The sequence below is a fragment of the Telluria sp. BA11 genome (assembly GCF_056680305.1).
Window position 1 is genome coordinate 495,612 of record NZ_CM155275.1, and the last position, 21,987, is coordinate 517,598.

The 21,987-nt window shown below is 64.8% G+C and carries 22 protein-coding genes; 7 read left to right on the forward strand and 15 right to left on the reverse strand.

The genetic code is table 11. From position 1 onward, the window contains the following. Positions 1–13: 13 nt before the first annotated feature. The 3 genes from AC1MGT_RS02105 to AC1MGT_RS02115 all read right to left on the reverse strand — a co-directional run bounded on the left by AC1MGT_RS02105 (position 14) and on the right by AC1MGT_RS02115 (position 4,607). The gene (locus AC1MGT_RS02105; protein ID WP_499502800.1) at positions 14–1,447 is read right to left on the reverse strand and encodes a sugar porter family MFS transporter; all 1,434 of its coding nucleotides are present in this window, start codon (positions 1,445–1,447) and stop codon (positions 14–16) included. Between the two features lie 524 nt (positions 1,448–1,971). Further along, positions 1,972–4,065 carry an ATP-dependent helicase gene (locus AC1MGT_RS02110; RefSeq protein WP_499502801.1) on the reverse strand — a complete coding sequence of 698 codons (2,094 nt, stop codon included), beginning with the start codon at positions 4,063–4,065 and terminating at the stop codon, positions 1,972–1,974. A gap of 323 nt (positions 4,066–4,388) precedes the next feature. Then, positions 4,389–4,607, reverse strand: coding sequence for a hypothetical protein (locus AC1MGT_RS02115; protein WP_499502802.1), 219 nt, complete (start codon positions 4,605–4,607; stop codon positions 4,389–4,391). A 141-nt stretch (positions 4,608–4,748) separates the two neighbouring features. Here AC1MGT_RS02115 and AC1MGT_RS02120 point away from each other — a divergent pair, with 141 nt between their 5' ends. The 4 genes from AC1MGT_RS02120 (at position 4,749) to AC1MGT_RS02135 (ending at position 8,768) form a co-directional block, all read left to right on the forward strand. Further along, the gene (locus tag AC1MGT_RS02120; protein ID WP_499502803.1) at positions 4,749–5,348 is read left to right on the forward strand and encodes a chromate transporter; all 600 of its coding nucleotides are present in this window, start codon (positions 4,749–4,751) and stop codon (positions 5,346–5,348) included. After that, complete coding sequence (locus AC1MGT_RS02125; RefSeq protein WP_499502804.1) at positions 5,345–5,926, forward strand: chromate transporter; 582 nt, start codon at positions 5,345–5,347, stop codon at positions 5,924–5,926. Before AC1MGT_RS02120 ends, AC1MGT_RS02125 begins: the two co-directional genes overlap by 4 nt. 83 nt (positions 5,927–6,009) lie before the next feature. Beyond that, positions 6,010–6,852 carry an S-formylglutathione hydrolase gene (fghA, locus tag AC1MGT_RS02130; RefSeq protein WP_499502805.1) on the forward strand — a complete coding sequence of 281 codons (843 nt, stop codon included), beginning with the start codon at positions 6,010–6,012 and terminating at the stop codon, positions 6,850–6,852. Between the two features lie 377 nt (positions 6,853–7,229). After that, positions 7,230–8,768, forward strand: a complete 1,539-nt coding sequence (locus AC1MGT_RS02135; RefSeq protein ID WP_499504243.1) for a methyl-accepting chemotaxis protein — start codon at positions 7,230–7,232, stop codon at positions 8,766–8,768. A gap of 61 nt (positions 8,769–8,829) precedes the next feature. On the opposite strand, the gene AC1MGT_RS02140 is transcribed toward AC1MGT_RS02135, so the two are convergent. Genes AC1MGT_RS02140 through AC1MGT_RS02195 form a run of 12 tightly spaced genes read right to left on the reverse strand, consistent with a single transcriptional unit; the run spans position 8,830 to position 19,473 of the window. Continuing rightward, a complete protein-coding gene (locus AC1MGT_RS02140; RefSeq protein ID WP_499502806.1) occupies positions 8,830–9,837 on the reverse strand; it encodes an MBL fold metallo-hydrolase in 1,008 nt (335 codons plus the stop codon). A gap of 32 nt (positions 9,838–9,869) precedes the next feature. Beyond that, positions 9,870–11,549, reverse strand: a complete 1,680-nt coding sequence (locus AC1MGT_RS02145; protein ID WP_499502807.1) for a 4Fe-4S binding protein — start codon at positions 11,547–11,549, stop codon at positions 9,870–9,872. Then, positions 11,546–12,187, reverse strand: coding sequence for a DUF3306 domain-containing protein (locus AC1MGT_RS02150; protein WP_499502808.1), 642 nt, complete (start codon positions 12,185–12,187; stop codon positions 11,546–11,548). Before AC1MGT_RS02150 ends, AC1MGT_RS02145 begins: the two co-directional genes overlap by 4 nt. Further along, entirely contained in the window at positions 12,184–12,612 is a 429-nt protein-coding gene (locus tag AC1MGT_RS02155) for a DUF3305 domain-containing protein (RefSeq protein WP_499502809.1), read from the reverse strand. Before AC1MGT_RS02155 ends, AC1MGT_RS02150 begins: the two co-directional genes overlap by 4 nt. Positions 12,613–12,643: 31 nt before the next feature. Continuing rightward, complete coding sequence (locus AC1MGT_RS02160) at positions 12,644–13,219, reverse strand: hypothetical protein (protein ID WP_499502810.1); 576 nt, start codon at positions 13,217–13,219, stop codon at positions 12,644–12,646. After that, on the reverse strand, positions 13,216–13,680 hold the full coding sequence (locus AC1MGT_RS02165) for a hypothetical protein (protein WP_499502811.1): 465 nt from the start codon (positions 13,678–13,680) through the stop codon (positions 13,216–13,218). The genes AC1MGT_RS02160 and AC1MGT_RS02165 overlap by 4 nt, the downstream gene beginning before the upstream one ends. 8 nt (positions 13,681–13,688) lie before the next feature. Beyond that, positions 13,689–14,813, reverse strand: a complete 1,125-nt coding sequence (locus tag AC1MGT_RS02170; protein ID WP_499502812.1) for a formate dehydrogenase subunit gamma — start codon at positions 14,811–14,813, stop codon at positions 13,689–13,691. Between the two features lie 9 nt (positions 14,814–14,822). Then, positions 14,823–15,050: a hypothetical protein gene (locus AC1MGT_RS02175; RefSeq protein ID WP_499502813.1), complete on the reverse strand. Its 228-nt coding sequence runs from the start codon at positions 15,048–15,050 to the stop codon at positions 14,823–14,825. After that, complete coding sequence (gene fdh3B / locus AC1MGT_RS02180; protein ID WP_499502814.1) at positions 15,047–15,718, reverse strand: formate dehydrogenase FDH3 subunit beta; 672 nt, start codon at positions 15,716–15,718, stop codon at positions 15,047–15,049. The genes AC1MGT_RS02175 and fdh3B overlap by 4 nt, the downstream gene beginning before the upstream one ends. 34 nt (positions 15,719–15,752) lie before the next feature. Then, positions 15,753–18,572 (reverse strand): formate dehydrogenase subunit alpha, encoded by a 2,820-nt coding sequence (locus AC1MGT_RS02185; protein WP_499502815.1) that lies wholly within the window; start codon positions 18,570–18,572, stop codon positions 15,753–15,755. 30 nt (positions 18,573–18,602) lie between these two features. Then, entirely contained in the window at positions 18,603–18,812 is a 210-nt protein-coding gene (locus AC1MGT_RS02190; RefSeq protein WP_499502816.1) for a twin-arginine translocation signal domain-containing protein, read from the reverse strand. After that, the gene (locus AC1MGT_RS02195) at positions 18,802–19,473 is read right to left on the reverse strand and encodes a TorD/DmsD family molecular chaperone (protein ID WP_499502817.1); all 672 of its coding nucleotides are present in this window, start codon (positions 19,471–19,473) and stop codon (positions 18,802–18,804) included. Before AC1MGT_RS02195 ends, AC1MGT_RS02190 begins: the two co-directional genes overlap by 11 nt. Before the next feature lie 235 nt (positions 19,474–19,708). Between AC1MGT_RS02195 and AC1MGT_RS02200 the strand changes: the two genes are divergently transcribed. The 3 genes from AC1MGT_RS02200 to AC1MGT_RS02210 are packed head-to-tail and all read left to right on the forward strand — an operon-like array spanning position 19,709 to position 21,963. Beyond that, complete coding sequence (locus AC1MGT_RS02200; RefSeq protein WP_499502818.1) at positions 19,709–20,605, forward strand: formate dehydrogenase accessory sulfurtransferase FdhD; 897 nt, start codon at positions 19,709–19,711, stop codon at positions 20,603–20,605. After that, positions 20,606–21,313, forward strand: a complete 708-nt coding sequence (locus AC1MGT_RS02205) for an ABC transporter permease (protein ID WP_499502819.1) — start codon at positions 20,606–20,608, stop codon at positions 21,311–21,313. Further along, positions 21,310–21,963: an energy-coupling factor ABC transporter ATP-binding protein gene (locus AC1MGT_RS02210; protein ID WP_499502820.1), complete on the forward strand. Its 654-nt coding sequence runs from the start codon at positions 21,310–21,312 to the stop codon at positions 21,961–21,963. The genes AC1MGT_RS02205 and AC1MGT_RS02210 overlap by 4 nt, the downstream gene beginning before the upstream one ends. Positions 21,964–21,987 lie beyond the last annotated feature (24 nt).

Consider the following 21,987-nt stretch of genomic DNA (forward strand, 5'->3'; position numbering starts at 1 on the left):
GCCGGCCTGCCACTTACGCTTTCGCGCGCGTGGTCAGTTCTTTTTCCAGAAACTTTTCCAGGCCTTCGAGGGAGCGACCGCGCGTTTCAGGCAGGCGTAGCGCAACAAAGAGCAGCGAGCCGACATTGATGGCAGCGAACAGGAAGAAGGTCGCACTGCCGAACTGCGCCAGCGCCAGCGGGAATAGCAAGGCGACGATCGCGTTGAAGATCCACTGGCACGCCACCGCAGTGCCGGTCAGCACGCCGCGCAGATGCATCGGGAACAGTTCGGACATCAACAGCCAGTACACAGGCGCGATCAGCATCTGCATGCACAGCAGGAAGCACAGGATGCAGGCCAGCGCGGCGTAGCTGCGCGTGATGCCATCGGGCATCCACAGCAGCACGGCGCCCAGCGCAAACTGCATGACGACCACGCCGGTCAAGCCCGACATCAGCATCGAGCGGCGACCGTGCTTGCCGATCAGCCAGATACCGATGAAGGTGGCGATCACGGCCACGACGCCGTTGCCGATGGTCGCGGTCAGGGCCGCATTCGTGCCCAGGCCCGTCGACTGCAGGATGATCGGGGTGAAGTACATGAAGGCATTGACGCCCGTGAACTGCGCCATGAAGCCAAGGCCGATGCCGAGCCACAGCAGTTTCCTGATCCATGGCGTGCCCAGCACTGCGGACCAGCCGGCCTGCTCGTGCTCGATCTGGTTCAGCCTGGTCATGTCGGCCATCTCGGTCTCGATCTGCTTGTCGCTTGAGCGGATCTGCTGCAACACGGCGCGCGCTTCATCCATCCGGTTCTTGCTGGCCAGCCAGCGCGGCGACGGCGGCACGAACATCATCCCCACACCCAGCAGCAAGGCGGGCACGGCGGCGATGGCGAGCATGTAGCGCCAGACATCCGGCGAATTCGAATAATGTGCCAGCACCGCATTGAGCACATAGGCGATCAACTGGCCGGTCACGATCATCAGCTCGTTCTGCGTGACCAGTCTGGCGCGCCTGCTGGGTCCAGCCATCTCGGCAATGAACACCGGCACGGTGGAGGACGCGCCACCCACAGCCAGGCCAAGCACGAAACGCATCGCGACCATAACCTCGACCGATGGCGCAAGGGTCGTGCCGAGCGCGCCGATCATGAACACCAGCGACAGCCAGATCAGCGTCATGCGACGACCGAATTTGTCCGACAGCGTGCCTGCCATCAGCGACCCCACGGCAGCGCCGAACACGAGCGCGGACGTCACGATGCCTTCGGTCAGTGGGGTCAAGCCGAGGCCGCCCTGCGATGGCGGCGCGCTCATGAACGGCAGCGCGCCGGAAATCACACCGGTGTCGTAGCCGAACGCGAGCGCGCCCATCGTCGCGACGATGGCGACCTTGAAGACGAAGCGGCTTTCCTTGGTATCGGGCGGCGCTGGCGCGTCTGCCGGGGGGACTGCTGAAGACATACGGATCCTTTGTTGGACATGGACAGGATAGGGAAACAGCGGGCCCATGTCGTCACCGTCCGGGCGACGGCGGCGTTGACAAACGCACGGAGACATTACCCATCACGGCATATTACTTGGCAAAGGATAAAGAACTGCAGATGACACGACTGTTCGATAACAAACATATTAGTGAATGTTTGCTACTGACAAAAAAACAACCGTGTTGTCGATATTGAATCGAGATCAGTTGTCAGGCCAAACATGCCGGAAGGCATTAATAGAAGCTAACTAGCTGATTTTGTTCATGGTTTTAGGCTATCCACAAGAATTGTGGATAACTGTGTGGACAAGCGCCACTTGACAAGCCACAAAGCCAGACGGGATGCGGGTTTCAACAAATTGCCCGTTCGAGAGGCAAAATTTTGTTCCAATAAAATCAACCACTTGCACGTGCACCACATGGGAGCAACAAGTTTATATGCGGTCCACTCCTACAAAAGCGTGACATGGGGGATAAGTGGCCAACGTCGCGTGATTTGCCGTCATTTCCAGGCGCTGCGGGCCCGGTCACGCACGAGCATGCGGACGCTGTCAGGCATGGGCGTGCGCAGCTCGCGCTTGTCGGCGCTCAGCCACGCCGATTCTTCGAAATGCTTGAGCATCACGGGCGTGACGAAGCGCGAACGCGTCGCATACACATGGCGATCGCCCATGTTGGATTGCTGCTTGATGAAGAAGCGGTTGGGCACGATCAGGTGCAGGTTGTCGCGGGCCCGGGTCATGGCCACATACAATAAACGACGCTCTTCCTCGATATCGTCCTGGTTGCCAGTGGCCATGTCCGACGGTATGCAACCGTCGACCACATTGAGCACATGCACCGATTTCCACTCTTGCCCTTTGCTCGAGTGGATGGTGGACAGGATCACGTAATCGTCGTCGAGCAGTGGCGGGCCGGCGCGGTCGCTCGTTGCTTCGGGCGGGTCGAGCGTGATCTCGGCCAGGAAACTCTCGCGGTTGGCATGGCCACCCGACAGGGCGACAAGCTGGTCGAGGTCGAGTGCGCGCACCTGGAAATCGTCGTGCAGGCGCTCCAGGTGCGGCGCGTACCAGTCGCGCGCCAGTTCCAGGTCTTGCGGCCAGCGCAGGCCAGGGGTGCGCAGGCGCGCATACAGCGCGCAGAACGCCTGCCACTCGACGCTGCTGCGCGCCGGCACGGGGAACGCCGCCAGCGTGGCGGCGACTTCGCTGCTCTCGCCCACCGCGTCCAGCACGCGGGTGGCAGTCGCCTGGCCGATCCCGGGAATCAGTTGCAGCACGCGAAACCCGGCCAGCCGCCCGCTCGGGTTCTGGGCAAAGCGCAGCAGCGCCAGCACATCCTTGATATGCGAGGCCTCCAGGAATTTCAGGCCGCCGAACTTGACGAACGGGACGTTGCGCCGCATGAGCTCGAGTTCGAGCGCGGCACTGTGGCTGGCCGCCCGAAACAGCACCGCCTGCGACTTGAGCGGCACACCTTCCTCGCGCTGCTCGAGGATGCGGCTGCAGACCCAGCGCGCCTGCTCGGCTTCGTCGGGAATCAGGACCAGCTGCGGCTTGATGGCCGATGCCTTGTCGGTCCAGAGGGTCTTGGCGTGGCGCTCGAGCGCCGCGCCAATGACGGCGTTGGACGCGTCCAGGATCGGCTGCGTCGACCGGTAATTGCGCTCGAGCGTGATCAGGTGCGCCGGCTGCGTGAACTGGCCCGCAAAATCGAGGATGTTGCGCACGGTGGCACCGCGAAATCCATAGATGGACTGGGCGTCGTCGCCGACCACCATCACGCCCCTGCCATCGGGCTTCATGCCGGTGATGATCGCGGCCTGCAGGCGGTTGGTGTCCTGGTACTCGTCGACCAGGACGTGGTCGAACCAGCTGCCCAGCTCGGCCCCCAGCACCGGGTCGGCGGCCATCTCGGCCCAGAACAGCAGCAGGTCGTCGTAGTCGAGCACATTCTGTTCTTGCTTGGCATCGACATACGCGCCAAACAGCGTCTTGAGCTGGGCTTCCCATTCGGCGCACCACGGGAAATAGGCTTGCAATACCTGATCCAGCGGATCGCGGCTGTTGACCACCCGCGAATAGATCGACAGGCAGGTGCCTTTCATGGGGAAGCGTTTTTCGGTGCGCGACAGGCCGATCTCGTGGCGCACCATGCCCATCAGGTCCTCGGCGTCGCCCCGGTCGTGGATCGTGAATTGCGGATCGAGCCCGATGCGCCCGGCAAATTCGCGCAGCAGGCGTGCGCCGATGCTGTGAAAGGTGCCGGCCCAGGGCAGCGCCACCGGCGCCTGGGTCCGGGCAGCCGCGCCCCGGCCAAGCAGGCGGTGCAGGACGCCGCTGGCGCGCTGGCTCATCTCGCCGGCGGCGCGGCGCGAAAACGTCAGCAGCAGGATGCGCTGCGGATCGGCGCCGGCCCCGATCAGGCGCGCCACGCGGTGCGCCAGGGTATTGGTCTTGCCCGACCCGGCGCCAGCCACCACCAGCAGCGGACGCGGCGTGGCCACGCCGATGTCATGCTCGACCGCGGCGCGCTGCTCTGGATTCAGGCTGGCGAACGGGTCCTCATTGGCAGGCTCGGCGGTAGCGGTGGTCATGGTGTGGCAGACGGAGAAAGCGATACTGTACATTTATCCAGTACCAAACCACAAGCGCTAAATCGCCTGACCGCGCCCTGCCCGCGCCTGACCTCGGGCGCGAATTACCGTCCCAGCGCCAGGCCATGAAAAATAAAACTGTTTTGGATATCCACAAAGTCTGTGAATAACTATGTGGAAAAGCGGGGGCTTGACACGCTGGACATGGCCTGCGGGGCGGCTTTCAACAATTTGCCTATTGGGAAGGCAACGACGGTGACAACTGCAAATTAGCCCCTGACAAAGGTGCCGGCACCCTTGACAGCGCCGTACCCCTGTGCGGATTACGCCAGTGCGCGGCGCCGTTCGGGCTCAAGCAAAACACGCTCGATGACCTTCGGCCGCACACCGTTGGACTTCAGGTATTCGACCGCCGGGACGACGCCGAGTTCGCACAAGGTGGCAATGCCACGCGTGACGACATCGCGCTGGTCGGCATTCGATCGCAACTCGGACACGCTGGCAGCGCGTGGATGGATGTCTTGCGCGTGCAGTGATTTCATCGCTGAACTCCGGTGATGGTGGATGCGTCATGCACCACGATTATTGGCGAACCAAATGCAAAGTCAATGGCAAACCTGTATCAGTTCGCGAATACCATGTCATGCCGAGCGCGAGCACGGCGCAACAGCGATAATGATGGGATGAGCCCCTCGCCCCTTCCCTCCCCAAGCGCGCCGCCCTCCGCAGCGCACCCGGTGCCGGCCTCGTGCACCGACCTGTTCATCTCGTTCACGCTGATCGCCCTGCAGGGCTTTGGCGGTGTGCTGGCCGTGATCCAGCGCGAAATGGTCGAGCGCAAACGTTGGCTGAGCAATGAAGAATTCATCGAGGAATGGTCGGTCGCGCAGATCCTGCCCGGGCCGAACGTGTGCAACCTGGCGCTGATGATCGGCCAGCGCCATTTCGGCCTGGCCGGCGCGATGAGCGCATTGGCCGGCTTGCTGGCGGCGCCGCTGGTCGTGGTGCTGGCGCTCGCCCTTGTGTACGCCCGCTTCGCCGATGTGCCACAGGTCCAGGGCGCGCTGCGCGGCATGGCGGCCGTCGCCGCAGGCCTGGTGGCGGCCACCGGCCTGAAGATGTCGGCCGCATTGGGCAAGAACGTGCTGCCGCTCGTCGTCTGCGTACTCATCGCCGCGGTCGCCTTCGTGCTGCTGGCCTGGGTGCGGGTGCCACTGGCGGCCGTCGTGTTGGGACTCGGCGGCCTGGGCTGCGTACTGGCCTGGCGCAGGCTCACCCCATGAGCGCGCCGCAACTCGTCTTCACCTGGACCGACTGGGTCAGCCTGTTTACGCACTTTCTGGGGTTGTCGCTGATGTCGCTCGGTGGCGCCATCTCGACCACGTCCGAGATGCAGCGCTACCTGGTCGAGCGTCAGGGCTGGCTGACGCCGGCGCAATTCGGCGACTCGGTCGCGCTGGCGCAATCGTCGCCCGGGCCGAACGTGCTGTTCGTCGCGCTACTGGGGTGGAACGTCGGCCTGAACAACGGCAGCACGATGGCTGCGCTCTGCGGCGTGGTCATCGCGATGATCGGCATCATGCTGCCGTCGACCGTGTTTACGTATCAGGTGGCCCAGTGGGCGCATCGCAATCGTGGACGGCGGGCCGTGCGCGCCTTCAAGCAGGGCATGGCCCCACTCGTCATTGCGATGCTGCTGTCAACCGCCTGGCTGCTGGCCTCGGGCGGCGCTAGCGGTCCGGATCACTGGCCACTGTGGCTGCTGTCGGCGGCCAGCTGCATCATTATCTGGCGCACCCGCCTGCACCTGCTGTGGATGCTGGCGGCCGGCGCCGCGCTCGGCGCGCTTGGACTGCTGTAGTTGGCATGTAGTTGGCATGTAGTTGGCATGCCTTCGCAGGACGCGGCATACTGGCCGCATCTTTCACTGTCCCCCACATGACGATGTCCGAACTCCTGAACCAACATGCCTGCTTCGGCGGCGAGCAGCGTTTCTACCAGCACGATTCCAGCGCCATCGGCTTGCCGATGAAGTTTTCGGTGTACCTGCCGCCCGAGTCCAGCGGCAAGAAACTGCCGGTGCTGTTCTACCTGGCCGGCCTGACCTGTACCGAAGAAACGTTCATGACCAAGGCGGGTGCGCAGCGCGTGGCGAGCGAACTGGGCATCATCCTGGTGGCGCCTGACACCAGTCCGCGTGGCGCCAACGTGCCGGGCGAAACCGACAGCTGGGACTTCGGCGCCGGCGCCGGCTTCTACCTTGACGCCACCGAAGCGCCATGGTCGACCCATTACCGCATGCACAGCTACCTGCTCGAACTGCATGCGCTGGTGCTCGATCTGCTGCCGGCGGATCCGGCGCGCGTTGGCATCTTTGGCCATTCGATGGGCGGCCACGGCGCGCTCGTCATGGCGCTGCGCCACCCTGAACTGTTCCGCTCGGTGTCAGCGTTTGCGCCCATCGCCGCGCCGAGCCGCTGCCCATGGGGTGTCAAAGCCTTTGGCGGCTACCTGGGCCCGGATGAAAGCACCTGGCAGCAATATGACGCCAGTGCGCTGATGGCGCAGCAGGAAACGGCGCCCTTCCCGGACGGTATCCTGATTGACCAGGGCCTGGCCGACAAGTTCCTGCCCGAGCAGTTGCGGCCGGAAGCCTTCGAAGGCGCCTGCGCCCGCATCGGCCAGCCGCTCACGCTGCGCCGCCAGCCAGGCTATGACCATGGCTACTACTTCATCTCGACGTTCGTCGAAGACCATCTGCGTTTCCACGCACGTCAGCTCGGCTGATTCATGACGGCTTCAGCCCGGCTGAAGCCGTTTTACCGCACGTTCCCCTCCCCGCTCTCCCGCTTCCGTCGTCAGTTCCGCTCGCCTGCGCCCTATCCGCAATGATTGCTGTCTGATAACTGCAACAAAACTCGTCATTCTTCAGATCGTCTTCACGCAAGTGACAATCACCATAGTCACAAAGTTTCCACAAGGATACAATACTTTCTCAAAATCCCCACCTGCATCCCCATCTGCATCCCCATCGTTACCGCGCGGCTCGCCAGGATGCACGTCCCCACTTCACGTTCGTCAAACACGTCAATAAAAAGATGAAACTCAGCTTCCGCACCAAACTTTACTTGCCACTCGTTCTCAGCTGGTTGTGCCTGTCAGTGATGGCGATTCTCCATGTCTACGAAAGTAACGCCCAGCGTCTCGAGGAACGTAAAATCGCGCTCAGATTTGCGACCGATGTCGGCATGTCCACCGTCAAGGAATACGCGGAATTGGCGTCATCTGGGGCGATGACCGTCGCGGAAGCACAGCAGCAAGCCCTCAAACGTCTGAAGTCCATGCGTTACGGGAAGGATGGCTATTACACGGTCGTCGATTCGACCCCGAAAATGCTGATGCACCCGGTCAAGGCGGAGCTGATCGGCAAAGACCTCAGCGACTTCAAGGATACCAACGGCACCTACTTGTACCGTGACGTGGCGGCCATTGCCAAAGCCAGCGGAGAAGGCTGGGTTGAATACGTCTGGCCCAAGCCAGGCAACCCGGACCAGCAGCAGGTGTTTCCGAAAGGCGCCTATGTGCTCACCTACAAGCCGTGGGACTGGACCTTCATGACCGGTCTCTACATGGATGACCTGCATGACGCGTTCGTTGGCGACCTGTGGCGCGCCGTCGTCTTCCTGGCGATTTGCGGTGTGGTCCTGAGCACGATTGTGTTGCTGGTACTGCGTAATATCACGCGTTCGATCCGCCAGGCGGTCAGTGCAGCGGACGCCGTGGCCGGCGGCGACCTGACCCATCACATCACGATCGAAGGCAAGGACGAGATCGCGCAACTGATGTCGTCGCTTGACAGAATGCAGCAAGGCCTTGCCAACGTGGTGAGGGAAGTACGCCAGGGCACGGACGCCATCGCTGCCGCTTCATCGCAGATCGCGCAAGGCAATCTCGATCTGTCGGCGCGTACCGAGCAGCAGGTCGCTTCGCTCGACAAGACTACCGCGTCGATGGAAACGCTGGCCGGCACGGTACGCGAGAACGGCGAGTATGCGCGCCAGGCCAACACGCTGGCGCTGTCGGCGTCCGATGTAGCAACCCACGGCGGCACGATCGTTTCTCAAGTGGTCACGACGATGGCGTCGATCAATGCCTCATCGACCAAGATCGTCGACATCATCAGCGTCATCGATGGCATCGCCTTCCAGACCAATATCCTGGCGTTGAACGCTGCCGTCGAAGCAGCACGGGCGGGTGAGCAGGGTCGCGGCTTTGCGGTCGTGGCCGCTGAAGTGCGCAACCTGGCCCAGCGCTCGGCTGCAGCGGCCAGGGACGTCAAGACGCTGATCAGCGACTCGGTTGCGACGGTCGAGGCAGGCAGCAAACTGGTCGGCGAAGCGGGCAGCACGATGGATGACATCGTCGCGAGCGTCAAGCGCGTGACGGATATCATCGGAGAAATCGCGGATGCCGGGCAAGCGCAGCAGGTGGAGCTGAAACAGATCAACGACACCATTCTCGAGATGGACAGCACGATGCAGCAAAACGCAGCGCTGGTCGAAGAAGCGGCATCGGCGTCCGCGTCGCTTCACACGCAGGCACACAACCTGACCGGTGCGGTCAGCCTGTTCAAGCTGTCGGCAAACCAGCTTCACCCGGGCACGGCGCCCCGCCTTGCACTGACGTCACGCGCCAACAACTGATCGTCGGCCTCGGTCATCGCCCTGCACTCCTGCACGGCGGTGACCGCGCGTCAGCACCGAATCACTTCGCCGGCGGCTTGCGCAGCACGAACCGGTATCGCTCGCCATGCGCCAGGAAGCTGACGCGGTCACCCCACCCTGCTGCCTTGACCTCGCGCGCGAAATCGGCGAGCGGCGACTTGAAGACATCGTAGTCGTTGTAATGGATCGGGATGGCATGGCGCGGCTGCACGATCTGCAGCAGCTGGACGCCGTCCTGTGCGTCCATCGTCACCTTGAACACGCCCAGGATGCGGGTCCCGCCAAGATGCAGCAAGGCCAGGTCGATGCCGGGGAAGCGCTGCGGAATGTCCTTGAGATCGTCGTGGATCAGGGTATCGCCGGTCACGTACATCCGGTAATCCGGTTGCGCGGGGTCAGCGCCGAAGTCATACACCGCCCCCATGACGCTGGGCAGCAGCGCCTGCGCGCCGAGCTTGCCATGCCTGCCCGGCGCTGACGTGATCCGCACGCGCGTGCTGCCTTTCTCGACGTCGAGCCGGTCCCAGTGCGCCAGGCCGATCGTGCGCACGAAGCCCAGGTTCTTGAGCGCTTTGGCCGCGCCGGGGGTCGTGACAATCGGGATGTTCTTGTCGAGCTTTTGCTGCACCCGCTTGTCGAAATGGTCTTCGTGCATGTGCGACAGCACCACCAGGTCGATGGGCGGCAAATCCTCGAGCGCGATCGCGGGGTTGGTCAGGCGCTTGGACGTCAAGCCATAGCCAAGGTGGACGTGCTCGCCCTTGTGCAGGAAATTCGGGTCGGTCAGGATGGTGAGGCCACGGTAGCGGATCAGTACCGTCGCCGTGCCGATGAACTGGACGCCGTCTTCCTCGGCGACCGGCGCGGTGGAGGCGGCCGGCAGCGTCAGGGAATACCCGGCCCCGGCTGCCGGCAGCGCTTTGGCTGGCAGCGCCGCCGGCTGCTGCCCCCCGGCATGCGCAGCGGCGACTGGCGCCATTGCCGGCGCCACTGCGAGCGCCACCATCGTCAACAGGCTACCCGCGCGCTTCGTCCAGTGTCTCATCATTGCCTTCCTTTACAGCTGCCTTGCGGATTGAGCTACAGGGTGCGCCTGAGGGTCGTCACCTGCATCTCGTCGGTCGGCGTCATCATGTCCACCACGCGGCAGTCGCCGCACATCTTGAGGCGATCCAGATTGCCCGTGAAGGCAGGATGCGCGGCGAGCCGGCCAAGCATGTTCTCGACCATGTGCAGCGTGCCGAAGGCCTTGCTGCAGCGGATGCAGTGGAACGGCTGCGACTCGTTGATGACCACCGCCTGCATGCGCTCGGGCGCGAACGACATGCGCGGCGCCAGCGTGATTGCATTTTCGGGACAGGTATTGGCGCACAGCCCGCACTGGACACAGTTCTTCTCGATGAAGCGCAGTTGCGGCGTGCCCTGCCCGTCCTGCAGCGCCGCGGACGGACACACGCCCACGCACGACATGCACAGGCTGCACGCCTTGCGATCGAGCGCCAGCGCGCCGAACGGCGCGCCTGACGGCAGACCGATATGCTGCGGCTGCAGCGGCGCGTGCCGGTGCAGGTGGTCGAGCGCGTAATCGAGCGCGGTGCGCTTTTCTGGCGACAGGTGGAACAGGGCCGGTGCGCGTGGCACATCGCCGCGCGGCGCATGCCGCAGCGCCAGCGCAAGCTCCTGCGCCGTATCGCCGTTTGCGGCGTCGACGTGGATCAGCTGGAAATGCGGCCCGGCGTATCCGAGGCCATCCAGTACGGTCTGGGCGATCTGCATCTGGTGGCTCAGGGCCTCGACATACTGCGGCGCCTCGTCGCCCGTACAGAGGATCGAGATGCCGGCCGCGCCGTAGGCCAGCGCGGCCAGCCAGACGTCGATGCCGGTCGAGGCCACGTGGTGGAGCGGGTACGTGAGCACCCGGCCCGGGATTGCATCGCCCAGCCCATCGAGCGCGGCCTGGCCGGACGCATCGTGCAGCAGCAGGACGGGCTGCGCGCCGCCGGCATCGGTGTACCCGTGCAGCAGCGCCTGGATCCGCTTGCCGGTCACCGGCACCAAGGGATACGCGTAACGCATCGCGCCTGTCGGGCACACGGTCCCGCAGGCGCCGCAGCCGGCGCACAGGTAGGGGTTGACCCGGACCTTGTCGCCAGCACTGACGATGGCACGCGCCGAGCAGATGTCGACGCAGGCGCTGCAGGCCTTGATGCCGTTGCGCCCGTGCGCACAGATGCGCTCCTTGTAGCTGAAGTAGGTCGGTTTCTCGAAGTCGCCCACCATCTCGAGCAGTGTCTCGACGGCAGCCAGGCGCGCTTGCCCATCCGGCCCCGGCGCCTGATAGCCATGCGGCCGCTGGTGGCTGTCGATCAGGCGCACCGGGCACAAATCGAGCACGAGATCGAACCTGCCCTCGCCCACCGGCTCGCCCGGCGCCTGCCAGCGCGCCTCGAACGCGCCCAGCCAGCCGGCCAGCGCCACCGTGCGCGCGGTGTGCACCGGAAAAAGACGCGCCACGCCATCGGGTTCATCAAGCAGCAGGACGGTGACCGGCAGCGCCGTCGCCAGGCGTTCGGCCAGTGGCAATGCATCGCGGGCGGCGCCGACCACGAGGGTGCGGCCCGTCGAGCGGTATTCGACCGTGGCGACCGGCTCGACGTCGGGAAATGCGTGCAGTACCTGCAGCGCGGCGCGGCGCGCCAGCGCGTCATGCTGTTGCTGGACAGGGGCGACGGGCGCCCCGTCGCTGAGTCGAATCGTCATGTGGTTCCTTGTGGTGATGCAGGTGCACCTTGCGGCATGTCGGCAAACGGCAGAGGCACGGGCGCGGGCACGGCATCGCCTTCAGCAGTCTGGTGCATAACGGCGTCCATCGTTGCAGGGGATGGCGCAGGCGCCTCGTCGTGTACGGCAAGCGTGTCGTCGGGCGGCGTGCCGTCAGGCGGGGTATCGTGGTCTGCGGCCTCATCCGGCTCGTCGCTCTTGCCGAACAGGCGGTCGAGCACACCCGGCGCATGCTTGAGCGAAGCGAGCATCGCGTCGGTGAGCGGTGAAGCCTTCGTGTAGTCGCTGATATAGATGTCAAGGCCGTCCATGACGGCGAAGTTCGGATCGGCGAACAGCTTTTTCAGTGCCAGGCGCCGCACGGCCGGGTCGACGCCGCCAGCGACAAACGCGGCGTAATCGGACTCGGGCGTCAAAAGTGCCACGTCTTCCAGTGTCGGCGCCGGCCGTTCGGCCGCACCGGCCGGCGCCACCGGGGGTTGCTGAACCGGCTGCAGCGCCGGCTGAACGACGGCGGCCTGGGCCTGCGACGCATCGGCAGGCGCCGGCTCGGGCTGTGCCTTCAGGCGTGCCCAGCGGCGCAGGAAGCCTTCTTCGGGCATCGGGGCGTCGCTCATCCGTGCTGCCGCCCCTTGCGCGGGCGCGGCGTGAAATTATCGCGCAGGTAGCTTGCCACCCACTGGTAGATCTCGGCCGGCATGGTCACGCCGTCGGCGTCCTCGCCCGAATCAAACATGCGCGTGCCTTCGACATAGCTGACGGAGGCACGCGCCGGCATGGCGCGCCCGTCCACCATGCGCCACAGCACGAACACCTTCGAGTCAGGCGCCATGATGTTCTCGTAATAGCCTTCGTTTTCATCGGTGTAGAGTTCGAGCTCGATCCCCGACACCAGGTAATAGTCGCGCTCGGCGCTTTCGCTGAGCATCTGCAACGCGGCCAGGCCGCCACGGTCGGGCACCACGCCGACGGCGCTCCAGCTGTCCATGGCGCCCCATTTGTGCATAACGGCGCGGCGTTGCATGATGAATGCAACGGGCATGCTTCCCATTTTCATGACGGTGTGCGCGCTTTCATTGTTTGGGCGCGTTGTCCGGCACGCCCTCCTTGTTCACGGTGGGCGCTGCGCCGCGCGGCAACTGCGGCGTCGGGCGGCGCTTGACGTCTTCGCTCGGCCGCGCCGTGCCCAGTTTTTCACTCTTGACCGGCACCGTCGCTGCCTTGAGCGCATGGATGCTGCGCGGCGCTGCGCCCGTCGCGGGCGCGGCTGCAGCAGTGCCGGGCGCAGCATTGGCCGGCGCGGCCGCGGGCACCCCGGCCGAAGGCGGCGTCACGTCCGATGCCGCCACCAGCGGCGCCGGCGGAATGCTGGCCCGCGCCGGTGGCGGCACAATCTTGTAGCCTTCGCTTGCGGCGCGTTCGCGCCAGTGCGCACTGACCTCGTCCATCGAGGCGGCCAGCCGTTCTTTTGCCAGCGCAGCCTTGGCATCGGCATCCGCCTTCTTGGCCGCAGCGGCCTGTGCCTGCGCCGGCGTGGGCGGCGGCAGTGCGGCCTGCGCACCGCAAGCCAGCCCCAGGCCGACGAGCGCGATGGTCAGAAGCACCTTGCCACCAGTCAGTGCCTGCGTGATATTCGCGTGCGGTGTCATTTGCCCTCCGTCTGTCGCGTTGCCGGCCCCTGAGGGGCATTATTGGATGCCGTTGGTGCGGGGGCATTCGCCGGCGCCGTTGCGCCGCCGGTGTCGCCCGACTGCGGGCTCCCGCCCAGCGCGCCGACACCCGTCGGCGTGGTCGTGCCGCTCGACGGCCCCTGGCCAGTCTCGCGCGTCGCACCGCCGATTTCCGCTCCGCTGGTATTGCCGCCAGCGCCGCCGGCGATGCCCGGCGTGCCGCCGGCATAGATGGCGTCCGTCGTGGGCCGATCGGTGGCGGCCATGATGGCGCCGCTGCTGGCGCCACCGGCGCTGATCTGCCCCGGGTATTTCGTCTGGATCACACCGTTCGCCGCCGGCGCCGGCTCCCTGTTGCAGCCGGCGAGCAAGGTCAGCGCGCCCAGCATCAGCAGCGCCGGCGCCCGGCGGGCAGCGATGGTCTTCATCGATATTGTCATGGTCGTCCTCACAGTGCCGGTCCTGGCTGGGGCCGCGGCCGCGGCCCGCGCTTGCCCGTTGCCGCTTCCGTGTCCATGCCCGGCACCACATTGCCATCCTTGTCCAGGCCAGGGGGCACGCCGGTCTTCATTTGCTCATACCACAGCCGGTGGTGCGCCTTGGCCCAGTTCTCGTCCACGGTGCCGTGGCGCATGCCTTCGTAGGCGCCGGGCGTGCCGACCGTGCCGATGAAGGCGTGACCCATCGTGAACGCCATGTACAGCGCCGCGCCCGTCACGTGCAGCACGTTTGCCACCTGCATCACGTAGCGCGTCTGGCCGACCGCAAAATCCAGCACCAGGCCGGAGACCGACACGATCAGCCCCAGCAGCGCCACACCGCCCCAGAACCACGCCTTCTCGCCCGCATTGAAGAAACCGGCTGGCACGTGCTCATGGGTGATCAGCCCCCCACCCTTCTTGATCCACAGCCAGTCGGCGCGGTTATAGAAATTGCGCTTCAGGAAGGTAGCGAACATCAGGATCGAGCAAATCACGAACAGGGGGCCGACGAAGTTGTGCAGGTACTTCGAGAGGATCGCGACCCAGGAGAACACGTTGTGTCCCATCCAAGGCAGGAAGATGTTCTTGCCATACATGATGATGATGCCGGTGATGCCCAGGGCGACGAAGGCAAACGCCGTGGCCCAGTGCACCTGGCGCTCCCAGCGGTTGAAGCGCTGGAGCTTGCGGCCCGATTCGGGCTGCGGTTCGGCCGGACCGATCGTCTTGTAGAACACGAAGATCGCCAGCGGCACGCCGAGCAGGATGAAGCCCGCGATGGTGGCCAGCGGGCCGTTGCGCAGATGGCGCCAGGTATTGCCGCCGCGCTGGACGATCACATTGCCCTCCTTGCTGCCGTACTGGCCCAGGAAATGGCGGTCCATGTGCACGCGGCCCGAATCGGTCGAGAGCAGGCCCGGATCGGGCACGCGTGAATCGGCCTCGATCTGCAGCATGGTCTGCTCTTCGGCATAGGCGGGCGTGGCGCGTTCATTCTTGCCCTGGGCCCAGGCCCCGGACGCCATCAGTACGCCCAGTACCAGCAGCCCCAGGCAAAGCATGGCGCGCAGCGCATTGGAAGTGGCTCGCATGATGTCTCCTCAGGGATTGGCGCGGTTGTACTCGTTCTGCTTGCCGTTGCGGTTCTCGATCGTGGCCCACCATGCCAGCCGGTCATTGTGGAAACGGCGCTGGAAATGGCGGTCGTCCGGCTTGCCGGCGTACTCGCCGCCGATCCAGTGCGGGTGCTGGTCCACTTCGAGGCAGCCGGTCAGCAGCAGGGGCGCGGCCAGCGCGCAGACCTTGAGGATGCGGGTGCAAGAGGTCATGTCGGCAGCCTCCCCGGATCGTTCTGCACATCGTTGACCTTCTGGTTCACGCGTGGCAGGTTGCCCTTGTTCGTGATCTGGCCGCCGCGCTTGGGCTTGCCATAAGCGATTTTCCAGCCCCACAGTTCGGGACCGTAGCCGCGCGTCTCGACCCGCTGGCGATAGATATCGGCAATGATGTTGGCTTCGCCACCCAGCAGCGCCTTGGTGCCGCACTGCTCGGCGCAGGCGGGCAGCTTGCCTTCGGCGATGCGGTTGCGGCCATACTTCTTGAATTCGGCTTCGGACGTGTCTGGCTCGGGACCGCCCGCGCAGAACGTGCACTTGTCCATTTTGCCGCGGTGGTTGAACAGGCCCGTTTCGGGAAACTGCGGCGCGCCGAACGGGCAGGCGTAGTAGCAGTAGCCGCAACCGATGCACTGGTCCTTGCTGTGCAACACAATGCCGTCTTCAGTGTGGTAGATGCAGTTGGTCGGGCACACTGCCAGGCACGGCGCATCGGTGCAGTGCATGCAGGCGACCGACACCGAGCGCTCGCCCGGCACCCCGTCATTGATCGTCACCACGCGGCGCCGGTTGATGCCCCAGGCCAGTTCATGCTCGTTCTTGCAGGCGGTCACGCAGCCGTTGCAGTCGATGCAACGCTCGGTGTCGCAGATGAATTTCATTCTTGCGCTCATCGTATTTCTCCTGATGGTCGCGTCAGGCCCGTACCACGCGGCACAGCGACACTTTGGTTTCCTGCATCATCGTCACGGCGTCGTAGCCGTACGTCCAGCCGGTGTTGATTGCCTCGCCGCGCACGATCGGCGCACCGCCCTCCGGGTAGTTGTCTTTCTGGTCTTCGCCCATCCACCAGCCGCCGAAGTGGAACGGCGCCCACACCAGGCCCACCGGCACGCGCTCGGTCACCATTGCCATCATCTTCATGCGCGCCCCGGTCGGGGTTTCGAGCCAGACGTACTCGCCGATCTTCGCGCCGATCTGGACGGCGTCGCTCGGGTTGATCTCGACGAACATGTTCTGCTGCAGTTCGGCCAGCCATGGATTCGAGCGTGTTTCTTCGCCCCCGCCCTCGTACTCGACCAGCCGGCCGGACGTCATGATCAGCGGAAAGTCCTTGGAAAAATCAACCGCCTGCACCGATTTGTACAGCGTCGGCAGGCGCCAGTGGTTGGCCTTGTCGTCGTAGGTCGGGTATTGCGCGACCAGGTCGCGCCGCGGCGAGGCCAGCGGTTCGCGGTGGACCGGTACCGGATCGGGGAAGTTCCAGACATTGCAGCGGGCACGCGCATTGCCGAACGGCGCGCAGCCGTGCGCGATGACGACGCGGATGATGCCGCCGGACAGGTCGGTCTTCCAGTTCTTGCCTTCGGCCATGGCCTGTTCTTGCGGCGTGAGCTCGGCCCACCAGCCCAGCTTCTTCAGGAACACGTGGTCGAACTCGGGATAGCCAACGTCGAGTTCGCTATCCTTGTTGGCCGAGCCGTCGGCCGCCAGCAGGCTCTCGCCATTGTGCTCGACGCCCCAGTTGGCACGAAACGGCAGGCCGCCCTCGGCCACGCTCTTGTTCAGGTCGTACAGGATCGGCGTGCCCGGATGCTTCATTTCGGGGGTGCCCCAGCATGGCCACGGCAGGCCGTAGTAATCGCCCTTGCACGGTCCCGAATCGGCGCGCAGCGTGGTCGGGTTGAACGTGTGCTTGTTTTCCATGTGCAGCTTGAGCCGCTCGGGCGAACAGCCCGTGTAGCCGATGGTCCAGCAAGAGCGGTTGATTTCGCGCAGGATGTCCTCGACCACCGGCTCGTTGTGCACCACCTTGATGGTCTTGCACAGCTGGTCGGCAAAACCCAGCTTGCGGGCGAACAGGTACATGATTTCGTGGTCGGTCTTGCACTCGAAGAGCGGCATGATCACGCGTTCGCGCCATTGGATCGAGCGGTTCGACGCCGTGCACGATCCTTGCGTCTCGAATTGCGAGGCCGCCGGCAGCAGGTAGACGCCATCGGTGCGGCCATGCATCGCCGCCGTCATGCTGGGGTACGGGTCGATGACCACCATCATGTCGAGCTTTTGCATCGCCGCCTTCATGTCGGGCAGGCGGGTCTGGCTATTGGGCGCGTGGCCCCAGTAAAACACGGCGCGCAGATTGCTCGGCTGGTCGATGAACTGGTTCTGCTCGTTGACCGCGTCGAACCAGCGCGACACCGTGATGCCGGGCTTTTCCATCAGCTCTTTCGAGCCGAAGCGCGATTTGATCCACTCGTAGTCGACGCCCCAGACTTCGGCGAAGTGCTTCCATGCACCTTCGGCCAGGCCGTAATAGCCAGGCAGCGAATCGCCGTTCGGGCCGACGTCGGTGGCGCCCTGCACATTGTCGTGACCGCGATAGATATTGGCCCCGCCACCCGGGACGCCAATATTTCCCAGCGCGAGTTGCAGGATCGAGAGTGCACGCACATTGGCGGTGCCCACGTGGTGCTGGGTAATGCCCATGCACCAGACCACCGATGACGGGCGGTTGAGGGCGAGTATTTCAGCCGTCAGGCGCACTGCCGACTCGGGCACGCCGGTAACATCGGACACCTTGTCCGGCGTCCATTTCGCCACTTCCTTGCGCACCTCGTCCATGCCGGTCGTGCGCTCGCTGATGTATTTTTTGTCTTCCCAGCCGTTTTCGAAGATGTGCCACAGGATGCCCCAGACCAGCGGAATATCCGTGCCCGGCCGCACCCGCACGTAATGGTGGGCAAAGCGCGCCGTGCGCGTGAAGCGCGGATCGATGACAATCATCTTGGCGCCCAGTTCCTTGGCATGCAGGAAGTGCAGCATCGAGATCGGGTGCGCCTCGGCCGGATTGGAGCCGATGAACAGGACGGCCTTGCTGTGGTGCAGGTCGTTGAACGAGTTGGTCATCGCCCCGTAGCCGAAGGTCTGGGCCACGCCTGCCACCGTTGTCGAGTGGCAGATGCGCGCCTGGTGATCGCAGTTGTTCGAGCCCCAGAAGGCCATGAACTTGCGCAGCAGGTAGGCTTGCTCGTTGTTGTGTTTCGAACTGCCGATGAGCATCAGCGCATCGGGCCCGGCCTCCTCGCGCAGTTTAAGGAGCTTGTCGCCGATTTCGTTGATGGCCTGGTCCCACGACATGCGCACATATTTGCCATTGACCAGCTTCATCGGATAGCGCAGGCGATGCTCGCCAAAAGCGTGCTCGCGGACCGAGGCGCCCTTGGCGCAATGGGCGCCCATATTGATCGGCGAATCGAAGGCGGCTTCCTGGCGTACCCAGACGCCATTGGCCACCACGGCGTCGACCGAGCAGCCGACCGAGCAGTGGCTGCACACCGTGCGCTTGACTTCGGTTGGCACGGGCGTATTGGGCAGCGGATCGGCTTGCGCCTGCTCGATGACGCCCAGGGGCAGATGGCGCCCCAGTGCGCCAGCGCCGGCAATGACGCCGGCACCAGCGAGGAAGCGGCGCCGTTTCAGGGCGCTGTCGCGCGTTGACTTGACCAGGGACATGGGGTGTTCCTATTGGATAGTGGGTCGTCGCTACCAGTAGGCAGCCGTCTGGTAGTAGCGACGGATGTGCTCCGTCTCGTGGTAGCCGCGCTTTTCCGCAGGGTCGGCCGCAACCGGGGCGAGCTCGGGCGCGGCGGCGGTTGCCGCACCAGCCACCACCAGCGCGCCCAGTGGCGCGGCTTTCAGGAAGCTGCGGCGGGCCGGGTCGGGCAGCACGGCAGGCTGTTGTTTATTGTCCATGATTGTTCTGGGCATTGACTTGTTCTCCTACTTCAAAGGCTTGCGCCTCGATGGCCAGGAAGGCAGCGCCAAGGCGCGCTACCAGGCGGTAATAATTGGCGCCTTCGGCGGCGGCGATATCGTCCAGTGCGCGTTCGTACCATGGCGCGATATGGCGCTCGAAGAAGTGTTGTTGCTGCTCGATCGATGCGCGCGCGCTACCCGGCATGCCCAGGATCAGCACACGCATGGTCTCGCACAGTGCGCCCAGGTGGTCTTCGAACTCGCCGACGCCACGCGCACGGCGCAAACCCAGACGCGCCAGGTCGGCGCGCAGTTCGGCCAGCGGCGTGTCATTCATGAAGCCGGCGATGTAGCGCGAACCGTATGGATCGACTGGCGGCGTGCCGATGCTGATGAACAGGGTGTCGAACTCGGCAGCGACGGCGCCCGCGTCCATCACGCTCGACGCCAGCGTCAGGTGCTCCCAGCAGCGCTCGAGTGCGGGGTCGCCGCCCTGCGCAACGATCGGGTTGCTGCTGGCAAGAGCGTCGAGCAGCGCCATGTCGGGCGGTGCGAGCAACAGGCGTGCCAGAAGGGCGTACAGATCGGCCCGGGCCTGGTCATCTGGGCTGGGCGGCGCGTGGACCGCGTGGCTGGCAGGAAGCTGGATGGCATGCATTGCAGGGTCGGTAGCCTGTAATTACGAGTAAGTCACGGTATGAGGTGTAACTGAACGTTACATGAAGTTTAATTGTCGGGAAATTATCGGGGCGCACAATTGAGCACATCAACCTTCGCCAGCGTGAATGCGCCGGCCACAGCACACGGCAAACCTGGAAAAGTCAGCCGCGCCTTCCGTGCGCGAGCCGGGTCGGCTTATACTTTTATAAAATATTCAACACAGGAGGCGCTGCTTGACCACCGTTGACCTCACCGCGTACACCCCGCCCGGTAAACGGCCGGCGCTGTCCGATGCGCGCGCGGTCCTTACCCGCGACATACTGTCGATCGATGAACGCGGGCGCCGCAAGGTGCTGGCGATTCCCGCCGAGCGCCCCCTGACGGTGTATGTCGACAAGCGCGAACTCGTCACCCTGATGACGCTGGGCAGCGCGCCCGAGATGCTCACCCTTGGCTATCTGCGCAACCAGCGCCTGGTGCGCAAGCTGGCCGACATCGTCTCGATCCAGGTCGACTGGTCGGTCGACGCGGTGGCCGTCGTCACCCGCAGCGGCATTGCCGACATCGAACAGCGCACCGCAAAAAAAGTCGTCACGACCGGTTGCGGCCAGGGCTCGGTGTTCGGCGGCCTGATGGATGAAGTCGACAGCATCGTGCTGCCGCCGGATGCCCGCCTGACCCAGTCGAGCGTGTACCGCATCGTCGAGACCATCCGCACCCAGCAATCGATCTACAAGCAGGCCGGCTCGGTGCACGGCTGCGCACTGTTTACACGCGATGGCGAGTTGCTGTACTTCGTCGAGGACGTGGGCCGCCACAATGCGGTGGACGCCATCGCCGGCCTGATGTGGCTGGACGGCGTGGATGGCGCCGACAAGATTTTTTATACCACTGGGCGCCTGACGTCCGAAATGGTGATCAAGGGTGCACAGATGGGGATTCCGTTCCTGCTGTCGCGTTCGGGCACCACGCAGATGGGCCAGATGGTGGCCGGGCGGGTCGGCATGGCCCTGCTGACGCGCTGCAGCGGCCGTCACTTCCTGCTGGTGGCGGGCCACGAGCGGCTGGTGTTCGAGCCGCACCTGCTGGATACGCCGCAGGTGCGGCCGGCCGGCGAACCTGTCACCTGAATGGGCCTGCTCGAAGCGACGAGCGGCGCCTTCGCATTGCTGCTGCGCGGCGATGCGGCGCTGTGGCATATCGTGTGGGTCTCGGTCAAGACCACGCTGTCGGGCCTGATCCTGGCCACGCCCCCGGCCGTCGTGCTCGGCTACCTGATCGCGATGCACCGGTTTCCGGGGCGGCGCATCGCCGTCTGGCTGGCGCAGGCCGCGTTGTCGCTGCCCACCGTGCTCATCGGCCTGCTGCTCTACCTGATGCTGTCGCGGCGCGGCCCGTTGGGCGATCTGGGATGGCTGTTCTCGCAGCCGGGCATCATCGCCGGCCAGTGCCTGATCGGCCTGCCGGTGCTGCTGGCGTTCACGCTGGCAGCCGTGCAGGCGCTCGATCCGCGCTACGCCGAAACCGCGCTGGCCCACGGCGCCTCGCGCCTGCGCGTGATGTTTTCGGTCCTGCATGAAGCCCGCTACGGCGTGATGGCGGCCGTGATCAGCGGCTTCGGGCGCGTGATCTCGGAAGTGGGTTGCGCGCTGATGGTAGGCGGCAATATCGAAGGCCATACCCGCACCATCACGACCGCCATCGCGCTCGAGACCAGCAAGGGCGATTTTGCCCAGGGCATTGCGCTGGGCATCGTGCTGGTGACGCTGGCGCTGGCCATGAACGGCGTGCTCGTGCTGTTGCAGGGCGACGCGCACAATCCGGGAGCGCGCCTGTGACGCCGCTCCTGTCCGTGCACGCGCTGCACAAGCGCCATGGCGAGCGCCTGCTGTTCGATATCGGGCGCCTCGACATCGCGGCCGGCGCTGCCTACGTGCTGACCGGCGCCAACGGATCGGGCAAGAGCACGCTGCTGCGCATGCTGGGTGGCCTGGAACGCAGTGCAGCCTGCAGCGTCGAGTTCGATGGTCTGCACCTGCCGCTCTACCCTTATCCCCGGCCACTGCGGCATGCGATCGTCTACGTGCACCAGCATCCGATCATGTTTTCCACGAGCGTGGCCCACAATATCGCCTACGGCCTGCTGGCGCGCGGCGGCGACCGGCGTCTGCTGCGCGGCCTGGTTGATGAAGCGATGGACTGGGCCGGCGTGACCCACCTGCGCGACAACGATCCGGCGCGCCTGTCCGGCGGCGAAAAGCAGCGTGTGGCGCTGGCGCGCGCCCGTGTGCTGCAGCCGCGCCTGCTGCTGCTCGACGAGCCGACCGCGAACCTTGATGGCGCAGCGCGCGAACAGGTCATTGCCCTGATCCCGACCCTGATCGACCAAGGCGCCAGCGTGATCGTGGCCTGCCATGACCGCGATCTGATCAACCTGCCCGGCGTGCAGCGCCTCAAGCTGCGCGACGGGCGCCTCGAAGCAAGATAATCCCAACCACCACCTGGAGAACCT

Coding starts and splice junctions, on each gene's coding strand:
- AC1MGT_RS02105 (WP_499502800.1), bottom strand. CDS start 1,447: ATGTCTTCAGCAGTCCCCCCGGCAGACGCGCCAGCGCCGCCCGATACC.
- AC1MGT_RS02110 (WP_499502801.1), bottom strand. CDS start 4,065: ATGACCACCGCTACCGCCGAGCCTGCCAATGAGGACCCGTTCGCCAGC.
- AC1MGT_RS02115 (WP_499502802.1), bottom strand. CDS start 4,607: ATGAAATCACTGCACGCGCAAGACATCCATCCACGCGCTGCCAGCGTG.
- AC1MGT_RS02120 (WP_499502803.1), top strand. CDS start 4,749: ATGAGCCCCTCGCCCCTTCCCTCCCCAAGCGCGCCGCCCTCCGCAGCG.
- AC1MGT_RS02125 (WP_499502804.1), top strand. CDS start 5,345: ATGAGCGCGCCGCAACTCGTCTTCACCTGGACCGACTGGGTCAGCCTG.
- fghA (WP_499502805.1), top strand. CDS start 6,010: ATGTCCGAACTCCTGAACCAACATGCCTGCTTCGGCGGCGAGCAGCGT.
- AC1MGT_RS02135 (WP_499504243.1), top strand. CDS start 7,230: ATGGCGATTCTCCATGTCTACGAAAGTAACGCCCAGCGTCTCGAGGAA.
- AC1MGT_RS02140 (WP_499502806.1), bottom strand. CDS start 9,837: ATGATGAGACACTGGACGAAGCGCGCGGGTAGCCTGTTGACGATGGTG.
- AC1MGT_RS02145 (WP_499502807.1), bottom strand. CDS start 11,549: ATGACGATTCGACTCAGCGACGGGGCGCCCGTCGCCCCTGTCCAGCAA.
- AC1MGT_RS02150 (WP_499502808.1), bottom strand. CDS start 12,187: ATGAGCGACGCCCCGATGCCCGAAGAAGGCTTCCTGCGCCGCTGGGCA.
- AC1MGT_RS02155 (WP_499502809.1), bottom strand. CDS start 12,612: ATGCCCGTTGCATTCATCATGCAACGCCGCGCCGTTATGCACAAATGG.
- AC1MGT_RS02160 (WP_499502810.1), bottom strand. CDS start 13,219: ATGACACCGCACGCGAATATCACGCAGGCACTGACTGGTGGCAAGGTG.
- AC1MGT_RS02165 (WP_499502811.1), bottom strand. CDS start 13,680: ATGACAATATCGATGAAGACCATCGCTGCCCGCCGGGCGCCGGCGCTG.
- AC1MGT_RS02170 (WP_499502812.1), bottom strand. CDS start 14,813: ATGCGAGCCACTTCCAATGCGCTGCGCGCCATGCTTTGCCTGGGGCTG.
- AC1MGT_RS02175 (WP_499502813.1), bottom strand. CDS start 15,050: ATGACCTCTTGCACCCGCATCCTCAAGGTCTGCGCGCTGGCCGCGCCC.
- fdh3B (WP_499502814.1), bottom strand. CDS start 15,718: ATGAAATTCATCTGCGACACCGAGCGTTGCATCGACTGCAACGGCTGC.
- AC1MGT_RS02185 (WP_499502815.1), bottom strand. CDS start 18,572: ATGTCCCTGGTCAAGTCAACGCGCGACAGCGCCCTGAAACGGCGCCGC.
- AC1MGT_RS02190 (WP_499502816.1), bottom strand. CDS start 18,812: ATGGACAATAAACAACAGCCTGCCGTGCTGCCCGACCCGGCCCGCCGC.
- AC1MGT_RS02195 (WP_499502817.1), bottom strand. CDS start 19,473: ATGCATGCCATCCAGCTTCCTGCCAGCCACGCGGTCCACGCGCCGCCC.
- AC1MGT_RS02205 (WP_499502819.1), top strand. CDS start 20,606: ATGGGCCTGCTCGAAGCGACGAGCGGCGCCTTCGCATTGCTGCTGCGC.